This window comes from Segatella copri, from assembly GCF_015074785.1.
Lineage (GTDB): Bacteria > Bacteroidota > Bacteroidia > Bacteroidales > Bacteroidaceae > Prevotella.
The window spans coordinates 3,100,871-3,118,116 of the sequence record NZ_CP042464.1 but is presented as its reverse complement, the minus strand read 5'-3'; the positions used below and the strand labels follow the sequence as shown (position 1 = coordinate 3,118,116).

The following is a 17,246-nucleotide window of genomic DNA, read 5'->3' as shown; positions in this document are numbered from 1 at the left end:
AGAATGGTACGTTTTCCTATAATTTACCAGCATGATTCTATGCAATGCGGAATAGCTTGTTTGCAGATGGTATGCAAATATTTCGGCAGAGAATACTCTTTGGATTCTCTGACGAAACTTTGTTTTGCTACAACGGAAGGTGTCTCTCTGTTAGGTATCAATGAGGCAGCAAATACACTTGGCTTGCATACTACATGCGCTAGAGCTACAACTATAGTGCTAGGTGAAGCCCCTTTGCCTTGCATTCTTCATTGGAACCAAAATCACTTTGTTGTCTTATATAAGGTCAAGAAAGGAAAGAAGTTCTATGTCGCTGATCCAGGGAAGGGATTGGTGACTTACAGTTTGGAAGAGTTCAAACAACATTGGGTAAGCACGAAATCTAATGGAGAGGACAAGGGCATTGCCATGTTCTTAGAAATTACTCCTGCTTTCTTCGCTTATAAGATGGAGGGTGAAGAGAACATCAAGGAAAAGCGATCTTTCCGATTTCTCTTTGGGTATGTAAAGAAATACCGCAAGTACTTCGGGCAAATCATCTTGGGCTTGGTGGTTGGTAGCCTCTTGCAACTTGTCTTGCCATTCCTTACCCAATCCATCGTGGATGTTGGTATCAAAAATCAAGACATTGGCTTTGTTTGGCTTATACTATTGGGACAGTTGATGCTTACCATTAGCCGAACGGTAATCGACTTTATCCGCAGGTGGTTGTTACTTCATATTTCCTTACGTATCAACATCTCGTTGGTGAGCGACTTCTTCATCAAGCTATTGAAGTTGCCGATGTCTTTCTTTGATACGAAACTCATGGGCGACTTGATGCAGAGAATGAACGACCATAGCCGTGTGAACAACTTCCTTACGCAGCAGACGCTCAACATCACCTTTGCCATGCTTACTTTCGTGGTATTCTCGGTAGTGCTTTTCTTCTACAACAAGTTGGTGTTTGCCATCTTCTTGTTGGGAAGCGTTCTCTATGGCGCATGGATGACCTTGTTCTTGAAACGAAGAAAAGTGCTTGATTATGAACTGTTTGAGCAGCAAGCCATCAACAACAACAAAACTTATGAGTTTATCACTTCCATGCAGGAAATCAAGTTGCAGGATTGTGAGCAGCGCAGAAGATGGGAATGGGAGGACACGCAAGCTGATCTGTTCGGCGTGCAAATGAAATCGCTCAAACTCCAACAGACACAAGAGGCTGGAAGCATCTTCATCAATGAGGTGAAGAACATTATCATTACGGTAGTAGCAGCTACCGCCGTGATTCATGGGCAAATGACACTTGGTATGATGCTTGCCGTGCAATACATCATTGGACAACTCAACTCACCAGTGGAGCAACTGATGAATTTCTTTTATTCCCTGCAAGATGTGAAGATTAGTTTGGAGCGTATCAATGAGATTCACCAGATGGATGATGAGAACGGAAAGGAAGGCTTGCTAACTTCCATTGAGGACAAGAGCGAGGGCATTGACATCAAGAACATAATGTTCAAGTACGACCCACATGCTTTGCACAAGACCATAGACGATGTAAACATTCACATTCCGCAAGGTAAAGTTACAGCCATCGTTGGCGCATCTGGCAGTGGAAAGACCACTCTCATTCGTTTGATGCTAGGCTATTATCCTGTCTTGGAGGGAAAAATCAACATTGGAAATACTGACATCAACAAACTCAACAAAAAGTGGTGGCGCAGACAATGTGGTGTTGTCATGCAGGATGGTGTTATCTTCTCGGAGAGTATCGCAAGAAATATTGCTGTTGATGATGGCGATATAGATAAGGAACGGTTGTTGAAAGCAGCCGAGATAGCTTGTATCAAGGATTACGTGATGGCTTTGCCTCTGAAGTTCAACACCAAGATTGGGCGTGATGGCGTGGGACTGAGCCAAGGACAGAAACAGCGTATCTTGATAGCAAGGGCGGTGTATAAGAATCCAGACTATATCTTCCTTGACGAGGCGACCAACTCGCTCGATGCCAACAATGAGAGAAGCATCGTAGAGAACTTGGATAAGTTCTACAAAGGAAAGACGGTTGTGATTGTGGCTCATCGCCTAAGCACTGTGAAGAATGCCGACCAAATCGTGGTCATCGACCAAGGAAAGGTGGTTGAGATAGGCAACCATGAGTCTTTGACCGCCAAGCGAGGGGCATACTATAATCTTGTGAAGAATCAGTTGGAATTGGGAAACTAAAAAGCGTTTGATATGGAACAGAAAGAAAAAGAATCAGATAACATCGAGTTGAGAAGCGAGAAGGTGAGGAACGTGATAGGCAAAGTTCCTCCTCGCCTCGTCAGTTTGGGGACAGTTATCATTACGATCATAGTCCTCGCCCTCGCAGTTGCTTTCTACAAGATACCTTATCCTATATCCATAGATGCTAATGGTGAGGTCATCAATCAAAGAACAGTGCAAGTGTTTGTGCCATATAAGTATTTGTACCTTTTCGATGAGCCAAGGACGGCTTATGTATCTTTCGAGGGCAACGATAATGCATCTTATAACTGCGACATCACAAGCCATAAAGCCAAGCTCATACATAGAGAAGATGGCAACTATTTTATGGCTATAGCCACAGTGAGCACACAGGGACAAAATACTCCTATACTGCAAAAGTATATGAAAGCTGATGTCAGAATCATTGTCAGCAATAAAACGTTATGGCAGCAGGTGTTCGGATAGTCTATGTCCGAACACCTGCTGTTTATTTTAGGATGTATATTGTGTTGCTAAGCATCAGATTTTATGCAAAAGTTCTAATTTCCATAAAATTCCTCTTGTAAATCATTGGATATTTAGAAAAATATCGTATCTTTGTCCCCGAATTAAGGCGTTCTTTGCATATTGCAAAATACAGAAACGAGCAGAAGTCCGCTCGTTTCCATATTGTTACCTGTATAATATAGGCAAACGCCCAACTTCTTGATTTTCAATCAAAGTCCAATTTAGAGCGAGTTATGACCGTTCAAGAAATTCGTTCGGAGTGTGAAACTTATGGCATCCCAATATTCAGTATTGACACAAAGAAGAAGGAGATGATTGGCAACTTCAAACGTCAAGGCACAGTCTCTTGCAAGGGGAAGCCTAAGGCTTATGACCATGATTTCAAGAGCTTTTCGGATGGAATCATAGTCCCTTATGGCATCTATGATGTTGGAGCTAATACTGGCTATTTAACATTGGGGGTTAGCCATGACACCGCTGAGTTTGTCTGTGACAATTTCATTCATATTTGGCAACAATTCCTACAATGGAAATACCCAAATGCCCACACAATCTGTATTCTCTGTGATGGTGGCGGTTCTAATGCATGTTCGCACCATATAGTAAAACAAGCTTTGATGAAGTTGGCTTCAACCATAGGGGTAAATATCATCATGGTACATTACCCTCCATATTGCTCCAAATACAATCCTATAGAGCATTGCATGTTTGGACCAATTTCAAGAAGTTGGAGTGGCGCACCACTCTTGTCCATTGAGAATGCAAGAACGAGAGCAGAGGCAACCGTCACAAAGAAAGGACTCTCCATTATCGCTACAATAAATCAAAGAACGTATGAAACGAAAAGACCCATTGAAGAATCTTACGAATCAAACAAGAGCAAACGTATCATTTTTGATGATGAGCTCTCCAAATGGAACTATCTCGTCAAATGTTGCTCTTAACCGCAGAAAACTGCGGAAGTTATTTTTTACACATTACATAATCCGGATTTTTGTCTAATTTTTCCTGTATATTTTTTTGTTTTTGTTTTCCACAGATGTATGAGGAGGCCATCCTGCAATAGGGCCGATAGCTGGAACTTTGGCATAATTATAAAGAGACTCTGCATCGTGTTCTGTCCAGGAACGAAGTATCAATCTTTGTTTTTCCATATTCATCGCTACACAAGTAATTTATTGATTTCCTGCTGCAGGCGATCCAGGAACTTTGCAGCATGTGCCCCGTCCATTTGAGTGTGGTGGAATTGGAATGAAACCGTTAGTGTCGTTCTGAAGAAACCTTTATGGTACTTGCCCCATATCATAAACGGATTGTTGAAGATACCGCTGTACATACCTACCGCACCGTCAATTTCATATTGGGCCAGTGCGGAAGTCCCTATTACCATGCTTTCTGTCAAATCGTGGTTCTCACAGCTTCGGGCTACTTCCATTGTCAATTTCAGATAATCTTCATTGAATAGCTGCAAATCATCAGAAAACGGCACATCACATGAACTGACCTCATTGTCCTTGTTCATAACAATGGTATTAACCGCAATAGCATCATATTGCATCAATTTGTCTCCGACAGGCAGCATATAAAATTCCTTGATACTGCTTGCCGCTTTGCCGATGCACCAGCACATCAGCATATTGAATTTCATACCTGACTTTTTGCTGATTTTAACAAGACGACTGACATCCAAAATCTTGAAAAACGTAACCATTGGCATCGGGGCTTTCATCCAAAGCTCAAATGCATATGCACGGGTGGTTTCTTTGGGATTTATTTCTCTCATAGTGCTTAACTTCATATTTTTATCGTTTTTATACTACAAAAATAACGTTTTATTTTGATAATCCATCCAAATCCCTTGAATATCTGCTGTATTCCGTCGTAATTTAGACAAAATAGAAATATAATCTGCAAAAATGGAACTAAGCAATTGATTTCCCAATATGGCAAGATACATATATGCGTTTATGAATATGTTCTTTTTGCCATACTCTTAAAATGACGTTACATGAAAATTACTGTTGGTAACTACTCTTTTACCTTTGCAAAGACTAATCTTAATATTTTGTAAAATCACAGCATAAAATGTTGTTTTTCAGAAATTAGATTTAACTTTGCACTCGAAATCAAAGCGTTCTTTGTATATTGCATAGTTGTGAAAGAAAAAGAATATAGCTCGTTTCTAAATCGTTAGCAGTCACATTCTTTAAAATACTCAACTCGCTGATATTCAATAAATAGAAGAATTTACTGTGACTCCCCGAATGGTAGGAATAGGTCTTGCTCGTTTCCGCCAACTTGCAGATGGTGATGAGATCGATACGAACACGATTCGTGCTCAGCAATGGGAAAAGGGTATCTCTTGCCCCGTCCTCGTATTTCGCCATCAGCTCCAACGCCTCGGGCAGGAGTTTCACCCTGGCAAGTGTTCCGGTCTTCTTGCGGTTATAGATGAGCCATTTGTCACCATCCTCCAACACCTTGACATTGGCTTTCGTGATGGAAACGGTGTCTATGAAGGCTGTTCCTGCATAGCAGGCGAAAAGAAACAGGTCACGGCTAACGGATAGTCTCGGCTTGTCTTCGGGCAGTTCCACATCACGGATTTTTATGAAATCAGACATGCTGAGAGCCTTGGGTGTCGTAACCTTTGGAGTGCCAACCCGATAATGGGCGAACAGCAGGTTCTTGCACAAGCCTCGCTCAAAGGCAATGCGGCACATCTTCTTGAAGAGCGACACATAGATGGTGATGGTTCCTGATGAAAAGCCTTTCTCGTCAAGCAGGTAATGGTGAAAGTCACTGATGAAAGGCTCGGTCAGCTGTCCGAAAGCCAAATCAGTCAACCTATACTTCTCCCCGATGAACTCAGCGAGATTCTTGCGAATCTTTCTGTAAGTCCAGACACTGCTCTTCGACATATCGATGCCCTCATGGGTGCTGAGTTCACTGATATGCTCGTCCACGAAGGAGAGAAGGGTGTTCTGTGTCTTGACGCTGCCCTGCAAAGCCTCCTTGACATCCTTAGCCTCGAAGTCCGTTCTCTTTTCCACAAGCACATCGAAAGCCTTTTGGATGGAAAGCAACAACTGCTCGATGTCCTTGTTGGTCTCCACGGCTTCCTTGCTCTTGCCCTCCAATCGGCTGGCACGAGGATTCCAAAGCGATGGAGTGCAAGACAACTTGCAGGAGAACTGCGTCATAGTCCTGTTCACCGTGATGCGTCCCATGATGGGAGCTTTTCCATTCTTGTCCATTCCGCTCTTTTTTAGGTAGAGCAACACCTTGAATTTTTCGATTTTCATAACGCTTACATTTTGAGTGTGCAAATATAATCATTTTGTAAGCGTTCCTTGATACGCAAAACATTGAGAATCAGCGCAATAAAATCCGTTGATGCACAAAGTTGCCTTTCCGCATTGTTACCTGCTTTGCATAGGTAACTGTGGCTCACGATTTAGTAACTGAACTACTTCAATATTCCTCACTCGCTTGCTTTATGCCGATTTGGCAACTTTGTGCAAATCTACTCATTCCCAACTGTTTACGTTCCAACCTCTCTTATTCTCCTTTGACTGCTTTAGAGCTTTATGTTAATAAAAATAACTCATAGTTTTCTCCTCCAGAACTCACCGTTTCTCGGTGCAGAAGTCATCGTTTTCTTCTTGGGAATACATCGCTTGCCGGATAGAAATCCTTGCCATTACTTGTCATTTCATGCTAAAAAAATAACACGGACAAATTGAATTTGTCCGGACAAATTGTCCGAAAGCTCATAATCTACTGATTATTGGGTAGTTACAAGCCTCCAGACAAACAAACCGGACAAATTCAATTTGTCCATGTTATTTTTTTCTGGCGGAATCAGCCATTTTTGTTTATTGCCAATAAATAAATCTACGGTTTTTTATTTACTGGCAATAAACAAATCGAATATAAGTTCTATCATCAAAGCTCTTATTACCCTCTACGATGCCCTTGGTGGCGATAAAGGAATGGATGTTCTGAGGGTCGTTGGCAATCTGCTCTGCCAATGCCGCCTCGCTCGCTGCCAAGATTGGCTTCAGGAACGGATAGCCATCGCTCGCCAATACTATCTCGGAGGAAGAAGATGGAATTGTATCTGATGCAGAAGCGGAGCCTGAGCAGGAAACAGGATCTTGAACAGAACAAGAATCTGATGATGAAACAGAATCCTGAACAGAACTGGAATCTGAAACAGAGACAACCTTCACTCCCTCCCGATAGATAGGGAATCCATCAATAACCGTATAGGTCTGGTTCTGACCCGAAAGCATCGCCTCAATCAATAATGGCTCTATCTGCTTTCTAGCCTCAGCAGGCGAAAGGCCCTGCGCTATCAGTTCTACTCGCTTCCGGGCAATCTTCTCCTCATAAGGTTTGCCGTTCTCATAGAGCTTTCCGGCGATGATTGCCTGGCAATCGCCCACCATCCAGACTTCATTCCTTGTCCGGCTATAAAGGATAGCCGAGGCGGTAAGCCGTTCTTCCGGATGCTCCTTCAACCGCTCTTCCACCCCAAGCTTTTCATACACCTTATTATATATATACGCCGTTACACCCTGGCAGAAATCATCTACCGAGGCATCCGCTTTCAACTCCTCACGAATATACTCCGAGATAAGCATCATGGCGTATCTTCCGTTCTTCATATCGGGATTGAGATGCTTCGGCGTCTTGCTCGTACTGCCATCAATCACTGCGATGAAATCATCGGTAACTACCATTCCATCCTCACAAGCCTCAGGGCTCTTCTTTCCTATGATACAGCTTTCTATAATCTTCATAAAATCTACTTATCTATCCGGTTATATATCTGAAAAAAGGCTACCCATCCAGGTAACCTTTTTACTCGTTTATTTATCTCTTAAGCCTTCACCTTCTTTAATCTGATAATCAGCTGTATAAAGCTTGGAATCATGATGCAGAGAGAGAAGCCTACGGCATAATACATGGTTTTCTCATCGCCATGGAAGAGGTCGATGAGTTTGCCATCGCTCTGAGGCATGATATTGGCAAGTACATACGCCATCGTATTGTTCACCCAGTGGAGCAGGATGCCCGGAACAAGACTCTTGGTGCGATAATACATCCAACCCAGGAGTAAGCCCAGCAGGAGGGCATTGACAAACTGCGCAACATTGGCGTGAGCCAGACCGAAGATGGCAGCCGAAATCATGATGGCTACCCAATGGTTCTTCTTGCTCATAAGACCCAGCAGAGTTCGGAGAACGGCTCCACGGAATACTACCTCTTCGGCAAGAGGCGCCAGGATGCCGACTGCCACATAGCCCCAAGGCTCCTTCATCAGCGAGGTGAATATCTGCTGGGTATTCTCATCCATCTCGATGCCCAGCTGCTCATAGAGGAACGACAGGGGGATGATGGTTCCCAGGGAGAACAATGCCACCCAGAGAAGCGTGCCCCAAGGCTTGGAAAGCAGATAATCGCGGGTCAGCGGTGTCCACTTCGTCTTCAGGAAGATGACGAGGGTGATAACGTTGCTGAACGCTGAGGTAAGCGCCATCAGGATAGGATTGCTGCCCGAACTGATAGCCAGGAGCGTTGCCTGGTAACCTTCGCCCTTAATGCCCGCCCAGATTCCTGCGCCAGCATACATCACGATAATCTGTACTACTATAAATATAATCATGTAGAGGACGATATCCGTCAAACCTCTCTTTAAATTAATCTTTGCCATTGCTTTTACTGTTTATAATTAATCGTTTATAGTTTAATAGCATTCTCGCTATCATTCCGCTTCCTTTTCAAAGAGATCCAGCACGGTCTGCTCATCCTCTTTCAGTTGCGCCGCCAACTCCTCGGGACTGTCAAACTTCTGTTCGCCCCTTATTCGCTTCACGAAGCTTACGAGCAAGAGCTGGTCATAAATATCCCCGTCGAAATTGAAGATGTGCGTCTCTAGCGTCAGTAGTCTGCCATTGAAGGTTGGGCGATTGCCCACATTCATCATTCCCCGTTTCCATACCACCGTATTCTCCAGTCTTACCCTTACGGCATAGACGCCAGGGGCAGGAATCAGCTGTCCGAAGTGAGAGATATCGAGATTGGCAGTAGGGAAGCCGAGCTTTCTGCCTTCATGGAATCCATTCACCACCTTTCCGATGAGGGTGTAAGGGAAACCGAGGCACCGGGCAGCCATCTCCACTTCTCCCTCTTTCAGGAAAGAGCGGATTACAGAAGAAGAGATGTTGATGCCATCTATCTGGAAGGCCTCGTTCCTGATTACCTCGATGCCCATCTCCTTGCCGTAGCGCACGTAATCTTCGAAAGTCTCCTCGCGGTTATGACCGAAGCGATGATCGTAGCCGATGAAGAGTTTCCTTACGTTGAGATGGTCGTGGAGCACCTGCTGCATAAACTCTCTTGCCGACATCGCAGCCATCGCCTTGTCGAAATGCAGCACCACAGCATTATCCACTTCCGTCTTCGAAAGCAGCAGCAGCTTGGAATCGAGCGTACTCAGCATCTCTGGCTGGTAATCCGCCTGCAATACCTTGCGGGGATGCGCATCGAAGGTGATGACGGTGGATTGCAAGCCATCCTTTCGTGCCGTCTCTACGAGATGATGAATCAGGAACTGATGTCCCCGATGCACTCCATCGAAGAAACCAATCGTTGCCACACAAGGCTGCAACTGCACGGTATCGTTATAATGTATTGTATTCATTCTATCTTAATCGTTCATATCAGAAGAATCCCCTGTGGGTTATCTTCTCTTTGCTATCATTCTCTTAAAAGTTCTCCACAGCTCGCCCGCCCAAAGTACAACGGATGTTGAGCCGATGATGAGCAGCCACTCGTGGAGCGACAATGGTGTGGTGCGGAACATTTCGCCACCAAAGGTTACGATAATCCACTGACCCACCAATACCAGTACAAGCACCAGAATCATTCCCTTATCCTTCAGGAAATGGCGGAAAGCGGTGTGATGACTCATCAGCGCCTTGGCATTGAAGAGGTTCCAGAACTGAATCATCACGAAGGTGGTGAAGAACATGGTCAGTTCATGCACATCTACTCCACCCTTGCCTCTGCGCTCGCAGTAAACCAGTAGGGCAAACATCACGAGGAAGAAGACGATGCCGCAGAACAGAATGCCGAAACCGATGCTCTTGTTGATGATGAAATCGGATGCCTTGCGTGGTTTATCCTTCATCACCTCATGAGATGGAGGCAATAAGGCAAGTGCCAGGGCTGCGAAGGTATCCATGATAAGGTTCACCCAAAGAATCTGGGTTACCGTCAACGGCATTTCAGTTCCGATGACAGATCCGCCAAGCACCAGCAAGAGGGCTGCCACGTTTACTACCAACTGGAAGAAGAGGAAGCGCTGCAGGTTGCGATAGAGCGAGCGTCCCCACATCACGGCGTTGGCGATAGACTTGAAGGAATCATCGAGCAGGGTCATATCCGAAGCCTCCTTAGCCACGGAAGTTCCCGACCCCAGCGACAAGCCCACGTGAGCATAGTGAAGTGCCGGAGCATCGTTGGTACCATCACCTGTTACGGCAACCACCTCGCCACGCTTCTGGAGCATCGCCACCAGTCGCTGCTTATCTGTAGGACGGGCACGGCTCATCACTCGGATATCCTTCGCCCGTTCGTAAGCCTCTTCGTCAGAAAGAGCCTCCCACTGTTCACCCGTAATCATCTGCTGTTCGAGCGAAGTCAGAGAGCCATCTGCTCCGATATTCTCAGGTTCATCTTCGAAGACACCTATCTGCTTGCCTATCTCCAAGGCGGTGGCAGCCGTATCACCCGTAACCACCTTCACCTCGATACCCGCATGGCGGCACTCCTGCACGGCAGCAGGAACATCCGGACGGATAGGATCGGCAATGGCTGCAATGGCCTGCAACTGAAGGTCGTTGGCATCAAGAAGTGCTACCACTTCGGCAGTAGAGGTTCTGGATGTTCTCATGATAGAAGCTTCTATCTTCTTATAGGCGAACGCCAGGGTTCTCATTGCCTTATGCTGCCACTCATCGAGTTCTTCGGCTGACTGTCTCAGCATTCTATCTTCGATGATGCATTTCTTCATCACGATTTCAGGCGCACCCTTCACGAAGAGATAGGTCTCGCCATCAACTTCTGCCAAGGTTGCCATCATCTTTCTCTCGGTAGAGAAAGGCAACTGCTTGAGCACGTTCACCTGCTTGCGGAGTTCTTCATAATCCTTGCCCTGGGCATCGAGCCAGAGCAGGAGAGCCGACTCGGTAGGGTTTCCGATAGGTTTGCCGTCATTCAACTCGGCTGTAGAGTTGAGGGCGATGGCAGTATCAAGCAGCGCCTCATCGCCCTGCTTGAGTTCCAGAGCACTCACCTGCATCTTGTTCTGGGTAAGCGTACCGGTCTTATCGGTACAGATCACGGTAACGGCGCCCATGGTTTCGCAGGCATGAAGCTTGCGCACCAGATTGTTCGACTTCAGCATTCTTCGCATATTGAGCGCCAGAGAAAGGGTAATCGCCATCGGCAATCCCTCCGGCACCGCCATCACAATCAGGGTAACAGCCATCATGAAGTATTTCAGCACGATTTCTGCCATATAAAAATAATCCTTGCCGCCCCATGCCGGGTTGGTGAGGATATCGTGAATCAGGAAGATGAAGAAGGCTGCCACAGATACTACGGAGCCCACCTTGGAAATCATCTTAGCCAACTTATCGAGCTGCATGTGAAGCGGTGTCTCCACCGAAGTCTGTTCGGTAGATTTCTTCGCCACCTTACCAATCTCGGTAGCATCGCCCACGGCAGTAACCACGAACTCGCCCCTGCCATTCATCACCATGGTAGAACGGAGGATGACGTTGCGAGGATAGGCTCCATCGCCACCGCCTTCCAGAGATTTCTCGGCAACGGGTTCGCCCGTAAGGGTAGATTCATTAATCTGCAGGTCGTTGCAGACGATGAGTTCGCCATCGGCAGGCACCTCGTCGCCCACTTCCACGAGCACTACATCTCCCACCACCACATCATGGCGCGGAATCTCCATCACCTTACCATTGCGGCGCACCTTAACCGGCTGCTCTTCGCTGAGCGCCGTAAGCAGATTAAACTTCTTAGCAGCATCGCGCTCAAAGTAGAAGCCCACGGTAGTAGCAAGGAAAACAGCCACGAAGATACCGATGGTCTCCATGAAATTCTTTTCGATAAAAGCAAGGATGAGGGATACGAAAGCCGCCACAAGAAGTATCTGGATAATCGGGTCGCGATATTTATCCAAATACAGTTTCCATAATGAAGTACGTTGAGGAGGGGTGAGCACGTTCTTGCCATGCTGTTCCCTACTCTGTTTAACTTGTTCATCGGTAAGACCGATTCTTCTATTTTTGTCTATGTCCATTTCTGAATAGAAATTCTTTTTTGTACGATTAATAAGTACATACGCACGTGTGCGCACATAATTTGGTGCAAAGATACGCTATTTTTCTGATTCTAAGAAAATTTTTAAGATTTTATTTGGTTATTTGCCCAAAATCTAGTATCTTTGCACTCGAATTTGATAAAAATTCAACGGACTTGTAGCTCAGTTGGTTAGAGCAACAGACTCATAATCTGGAGGTCCTAGGTTCAAGCCCTAGCTGGTCCACACTGAAAATCAAGCAGTTAAGCTATTGTAGCTTAACTGCTTTTTTCGTTGCTGGTTTGCTTGAATTTGATCTATTTGTTTTTGCGTAAACAAAAAAAACATTAAGAGGGCGATTTGGAGCTTTTGCAACCAAGTTGCAAAAACCTTTTTGTAATTTTGCAACCGAAATAGAAAAAGGAACTGAATGTTCCTGATTATATAGAACTAAAAGTATTGCAAATTATGGAAGAAATGAAACATTCTCACGAACATCATCATGAATGCCATTGTGAAAATTCTCACGAACATCATCATGAACATCATCATGAACATCATTATGATTGCTCATGCGGCACAGAAGAACATGAGCATCAGGAGTGCGGTTGCCACCACCATCATCACCATGAAGAAGGCGGTTTGAAATCCAAACTTTTTCTGATAGGAGCAACCATCATCCTCCTGATTATCGCTGTTTTCATCGAAAAGGAATACAGTCTGGCTACCTGGCAGTTGCTCCTCGTCTATCTCATTCCTTATTTATTAATAGGACATGAGACGCTGGGCGAAGCTGCAGAAGGCATTGCCAAGGGCGATATGTTTAACGAAAACTTCCTGATGGCTATCGCAACCATCGGAGCCTTTTGCATCGGATTCTTCCCTGGATCAGATACAGAATTTCCGGAGGCAGTCTTTGTGATGCTCTTCTTTCAGGTGGGCGAACTCTTCGAAGGATATGCGGAAGGAAAGAGCCGCGACAGTATTTCGCATCTGATGAATATCCGACCGGATGTAGCGAATGTTGAAAGAAACGGAAAAATAGAGGCCGTTTCGCCGGAAGACGTCAAGATAGGAGAAACTATCGTAATCCGTCCGGGAGAGAAAGTGCCTCTGGATGGTATTGTTGTTGAGGGAAGCTCAGCCTTGAATACCATTGCCCTGACAGGTGAGAGTATGCCACGGGATTTGAATGAAGGCGATACTATCATGTCCGGTTGCATCAACCTTTCAGGAGTAGTTCGTGTACGCACCACCAAGAGTTTTGGCGAAAGTACCGTATCCAAGATTATTGCGCTGGTAGAGAGTGCAGACAAGAACAAGTCGAAGAGCGAGGCTTTCATCACCCGTTTCGCCCGAGTCTATACTCCTATCGTTGTTTTCGCAGCCATTGCCCTGGCGGTTATTCCTCCATTCCTGGCAGCTACGGGAATCGTTGGCGAAGGAACCTTTGGCGAGAACTTCCCATTATGGCTCAACCGCGCCTTGATATTCCTGGTAGTTTCCTGTCCATGCGCCCTGGTCATCAGCGTGCCCCTCACCTTCTTTGGCGGCATCGGCGGAGCATCCCGGAACGGTATTCTCATCAAGGGCAGCAACTATATGGATGCTTTAGCCAAGGTGGGAACCGTTGTGTTCGACAAGACCGGAACTCTGACCCACGGAGAGTTTGCCGTGGCAGCTGTTCATGCTGATGATTCCTGCCCAGACCATTCATCCCACGATGCAGATAATGTACATATTGGCGAATATTCTGACAAGGAGAAAATCCTGCTTCATCTGGCAGCTCATGCCGAGCATTTCACCACTCATCCTATCGGCGCAGCCCTGCGTACTGCCTTCCCGCAAGAAGCAACGGATGGCTGCGAGGTGACCGATGTAGAGGAAATTGCAGGACAAGGTATCCGTGCCAAAGTGAACGGCAAGGTGGTTTGCGTGGGCAACAAGAAGATGATGGAAAACATCGGCGCCCAATGGCACGACTGCAACCAGGTGGGAACCATCATCCACGTCGCCATTGATGGCAAGTATGCGGGACATATTGTAATCAACGACACCCTTAAGGAAGGAAGCGCCCATGCCATCAGAGAGCTGAAAGAACTGGGAGTAGAGAAAACGGTAATGCTGACGGGTGACCGAAGAGAAGTGGGAGAAGATGTTGCCCACAAACTGGGACTGGACGAGTGCCGCGCAGAACTGCTGCCAACCGACAAAGTTTCGCATGTAGAACAACTGCTGAAGACAAAACCAGCAGGCAAGACGCTCGCTTATGTAGGCGATGGCATCAACGATGCCCCTGTATTGAAGCGTGCCGATGTGGGCATTGCCATGGGTGGACTGGGTAGCGATGCAGCCATCGAAGCTGCCGATGTAGTACTGATGGATGATGACCCTAGAAAGATTGCCCTTGCCGTAAAGATAGCCAGAAGAACCATTCATATCGCTCACGAGAACGTGATATTTGCCATCGGAGTGAAGGTTGCCGTACTGATTCTCGCCACCATTGGTCTCGGCACCATGTGGATGGCTGTCTTTGCCGATGTAGGTGTTACGGTACTGGCAGTATTGAACGCCATGAGAAGTTTGGGTAAAAATCGTCTTTTTTATCGTTAAATACCAAAATAAGTTGTATCTTTGCAGCCGAATTTTAATATACAATACTGAATGGTTATGTATAAAAAAGACATTTTGACTATGAATAAGATTATCAAACTCATCTTCGTACTCTGCTGCTTCTGCGGCATTGCACAGGCTCAGCCTCAACGCCCTAAGCTCGTTGTAGGCATCGTTATCGACCAGATGCGATGGGATTATCTCTATCGCTACTACGCCCGCTACGGCGAAGGCGGATTCAAGAGAATGCTCGGAGAAGGATTCAGCGTAGAAAACTGCAAGATTCCTTACATCCCTTCGGTTACAGCCATCGGTCACTCTTCTATCTGGACCGGTTCCGTTCCTTCCATCCACGGAATTGCAGGAAATAACTTCGTGAAAGATGGAAAGGTAGTGTATTGTACTGCCGACGATACCGTCAACCCGGTAGGTTCTGACAGCAAGGCTGGCAAGATGTCGCCTCGCAATTTGTGGGTAACCACCATCGGCGATGAACTCCGTCTGGCTACCAACAACCGCTCTAAGGTGATTGGTGTAGCCTTGAAAGACAGAACATCCATCCTCCCTGCGGGCCATCACGCCAATGGCGCTTTCTGGTTTGATGACAAGTCGGGCAAGTTCATCACCAGTACTTTCTATATGGATAAGTTGCCTGAGTGGGTGAACAAGTTCAACAAGCAGAAACTCCCAAACAAGTATCTTTCCAAGAAATGGGAGACGCTCTACCCTATCGATTCCTATAAGGAGAGCACCAGCGATGACAACAACTACGAGAATGGAATTGTTGAAGGCGAAAAGGCAGTATTGCCACTCGATCTACCTACCTTATATAAAAAGCATGGTTACAAGATTCTCCGCAGTACCCCATTCGGCTGCAACCTGACTTTCGATATTGCCAAGGCTGCCATTGAGGGAGAAAATCTGGGTAGAAACACAGATACTGATTTGCTGACCATCAGCTGCTCAAGCACCGATTACATCGGTCATCAGGTGGGCGTAAACGCTATCGAAACAGAGGATTGCTATCTCAGATTAGATAAGGCTTTGGCAGATTTCTTCGCTTATCTCGACCAGACCGTGGGCAAGGGAAATTATCTCACCTTCCTCACCGCCGACCATGGAGGCGTGAACAACGCTACCTTCCTGCAGGATCAACGAATCCCTGCCGGCATCTGGAACAAGAAGGGACTGGTAGATGAATTGAACAAGAGTCTGAAGACAAAGTTCAACACCGACAAGGACCTAGTAAAGACCATTATGAACTATCAGGTATTCTTCAATACAGACATCATCGAGGAACTCGGTCTGGATTACGCAGCCATCAAGCAGGTGGTAGTAGACAGACTGAAGAAAGACAAGGACGTGCACTATGCCTTCGACATGGAGAAGACCTCTATCGAGAGCATCCCTGAAGAGCTGAAGTTCCGCGCCATTAACGGTTATAACCGCGAGCGCAGCGGAGGTGTTCAGATTGTACTGAAACCAGGTCACTACGATTATTACAGCAGCAAGGGAACTACCCACGGAGCATGGAATCCATACGATATCCATATTCCTTGTCTGTTTATGGGTTGGGGCATCCAGCACGGCGAGAGTGCCCAACCTCACTATATGACAGATATTGCCGCTACCGTTTGTGCGATGCTGCATATTCAGGCACCTAACGGCTGCATCGGCACACCGATATTCTAATAAAAAGCAAAAAGACAGATAATAACAAAGGCTAGGTTCACGATTCCGGGAACCTAGCCTTTATTTTTTATTCAAAAGAAGATGTTCTTCTATTCCGAGAAGAACATCTCTTATTCTTCGTTCATAATCTTCATATATTCCTCGTAAGAAATATATCTGCCACCCATCGATTTGAGATGAGGAGTCTCCAACTGACAATCTATCATCTTGCCACCGTGCTCCTGCAAGTATCTGGCAAGGAAGATGAGGGCAATCTTAGAAGCTGACGGAACCCTGGAGAACATGCTTTCTCCTATAAAAACCTTGCCGATGGTGACACCATAAAGTCCCCCCACCAGTTCATCGGTTTCATTATCCCATACCTCTACGCTCACCGCAAAGCCCTGCTTATGGAGAGCAGTAAATGCCTGGATGATGTTCTCGCCCAGCCATGCGCCATCTTCCCAATACCGTCCGTTGGTCTTGCTGCATCCCCGTATCACGCCATCGAAATCTTCGTTGATTCCTACGCTGTATCGGTTCTTTCTCATCAGGGTACGCATGGAATGACTGATGTGGATTTCATCAGGGAAGATGACGAAACGTTTCATCGGACAGAACCAGAGTATTTCAGGCTGGTCACGGAAACTATACCAGGGAAAGATGCCATTGCTATAAGCCAGCAACAGGCGGTCGATACTCAAATCGCCACCAATCGCAAAGCATCCATCCTCATCGCCATAATGCGGATCGGGAAAGTAAATCTCGTCCGCAGTATCATCTATCTGTAATATCATACGCTTATCTTTTATCAAGAATATTCTTGACTAGACTT

At 46.0% G+C, this 17,246-nt stretch carries 12 protein-coding genes, 1 tRNA gene and 1 pseudogene; 6 read left to right on the top strand and 8 right to left on the bottom strand.

The window, feature by feature from the left end:
• Positions 1 to 3 precede the first annotated feature (3 nt).
• The 3 genes from FO447_RS12840 to FO447_RS12830 all read left to right on the top strand — a co-directional run bounded on the left by FO447_RS12840 (position 4) and on the right by FO447_RS12830 (position 3,680).
• Positions 4 to 2,205 carry a peptidase domain-containing ABC transporter gene (locus FO447_RS12840; protein ID WP_200756677.1) on the top strand — a complete coding sequence of 734 codons (2,202 nt, stop codon included), beginning with the start codon at positions 4 to 6 and terminating at the stop codon, positions 2,203 to 2,205.
• A gap of 12 nt (positions 2,206 to 2,217) precedes the next feature.
• The gene (locus FO447_RS16125; protein WP_234699007.1) at positions 2,218 to 2,694 is read left to right on the top strand and encodes a hypothetical protein; all 477 of its coding nucleotides are present in this window, start codon (positions 2,218 to 2,220) and stop codon (positions 2,692 to 2,694) included.
• A gap of 275 nt (positions 2,695 to 2,969) precedes the next feature.
• Entirely contained in the window at positions 2,970 to 3,680 is a 711-nt protein-coding gene (locus FO447_RS12830) for an ISAzo13 family transposase (protein WP_200756675.1), read from the top strand.
• A gap of 69 nt (positions 3,681 to 3,749) precedes the next feature.
• Here the strand turns inward: FO447_RS12830 and FO447_RS16120 are convergent.
• The 7 genes and pseudogenes from FO447_RS16120 to FO447_RS12800 all read right to left on the bottom strand — a co-directional run.
• Positions 3,750 to 3,896, bottom strand: a pseudogene (locus FO447_RS16120) (N-acetyltransferase); the annotation flags it as partial.
• A gap of 2 nt (positions 3,897 to 3,898) precedes the next feature.
• Complete coding sequence (locus FO447_RS12825; RefSeq protein WP_117728752.1) at positions 3,899 to 4,519, bottom strand: CatA-like O-acetyltransferase, family 2; 621 nt, start codon at positions 4,517 to 4,519, stop codon at positions 3,899 to 3,901.
• Positions 4,520 to 4,862: 343 nt separating this feature from the next.
• Entirely contained in the window at positions 4,863 to 6,041 is a 1,179-nt protein-coding gene (locus tag FO447_RS12820; protein WP_234699006.1) for a phage integrase SAM-like domain-containing protein, read from the bottom strand.
• A gap of 606 nt (positions 6,042 to 6,647) precedes the next feature.
• Positions 6,648 to 7,544 carry a hypothetical protein gene (locus FO447_RS12815; RefSeq protein ID WP_200756673.1) on the bottom strand — a complete coding sequence of 299 codons (897 nt, stop codon included), beginning with the start codon at positions 7,542 to 7,544 and terminating at the stop codon, positions 6,648 to 6,650.
• An 80-nt stretch (positions 7,545 to 7,624) separates the two neighbouring features.
• Positions 7,625 to 8,458 carry a CPBP family intramembrane glutamic endopeptidase gene (locus tag FO447_RS12810; protein WP_200756671.1) on the bottom strand — a complete coding sequence of 278 codons (834 nt, stop codon included), beginning with the start codon at positions 8,456 to 8,458 and terminating at the stop codon, positions 7,625 to 7,627.
• A 51-nt stretch (positions 8,459 to 8,509) separates the two neighbouring features.
• A complete protein-coding gene (locus FO447_RS12805; RefSeq protein ID WP_200756669.1) occupies positions 8,510 to 9,448 on the bottom strand; it encodes a bifunctional riboflavin kinase/FAD synthetase in 939 nt (312 codons plus the stop codon).
• Between the two features lie 39 nt (positions 9,449 to 9,487).
• Complete coding sequence (locus tag FO447_RS12800) at positions 9,488 to 12,127, bottom strand: calcium-translocating P-type ATPase, PMCA-type (protein WP_200756667.1); 2,640 nt, start codon at positions 12,125 to 12,127, stop codon at positions 9,488 to 9,490.
• A gap of 172 nt (positions 12,128 to 12,299) precedes the next feature.
• Between FO447_RS12800 and FO447_RS12795 the strand changes: the two genes are divergently transcribed.
• The 3 genes from FO447_RS12795 to pafA all read left to right on the top strand — a co-directional run bounded on the left by FO447_RS12795 (position 12,300) and on the right by pafA (position 16,432).
• Positions 12,300 to 12,373, top strand: a tRNA-Ile gene (locus FO447_RS12795).
• Positions 12,374 to 12,769: 396 nt separating this feature from the next.
• Positions 12,770 to 14,740, top strand: a complete 1,971-nt coding sequence (locus FO447_RS12790) for a heavy metal translocating P-type ATPase (RefSeq protein WP_200758586.1) — start codon at positions 12,770 to 12,772, stop codon at positions 14,738 to 14,740.
• 81 nt (positions 14,741 to 14,821) lie between these two features.
• Complete coding sequence (pafA, locus tag FO447_RS12785) at positions 14,822 to 16,432, top strand: alkaline phosphatase PafA (RefSeq protein WP_200756665.1); 1,611 nt, start codon at positions 14,822 to 14,824, stop codon at positions 16,430 to 16,432.
• 110 nt (positions 16,433 to 16,542) lie between these two features.
• Here pafA and aat read toward each other — a convergent pair whose 3' ends face one another.
• The gene (gene aat, locus FO447_RS12780; protein ID WP_200756663.1) at positions 16,543 to 17,208 is read right to left on the bottom strand and encodes a leucyl/phenylalanyl-tRNA--protein transferase; all 666 of its coding nucleotides are present in this window, start codon (positions 17,206 to 17,208) and stop codon (positions 16,543 to 16,545) included.
• Positions 17,209 to 17,246: the final 38 nt, after the last annotated feature.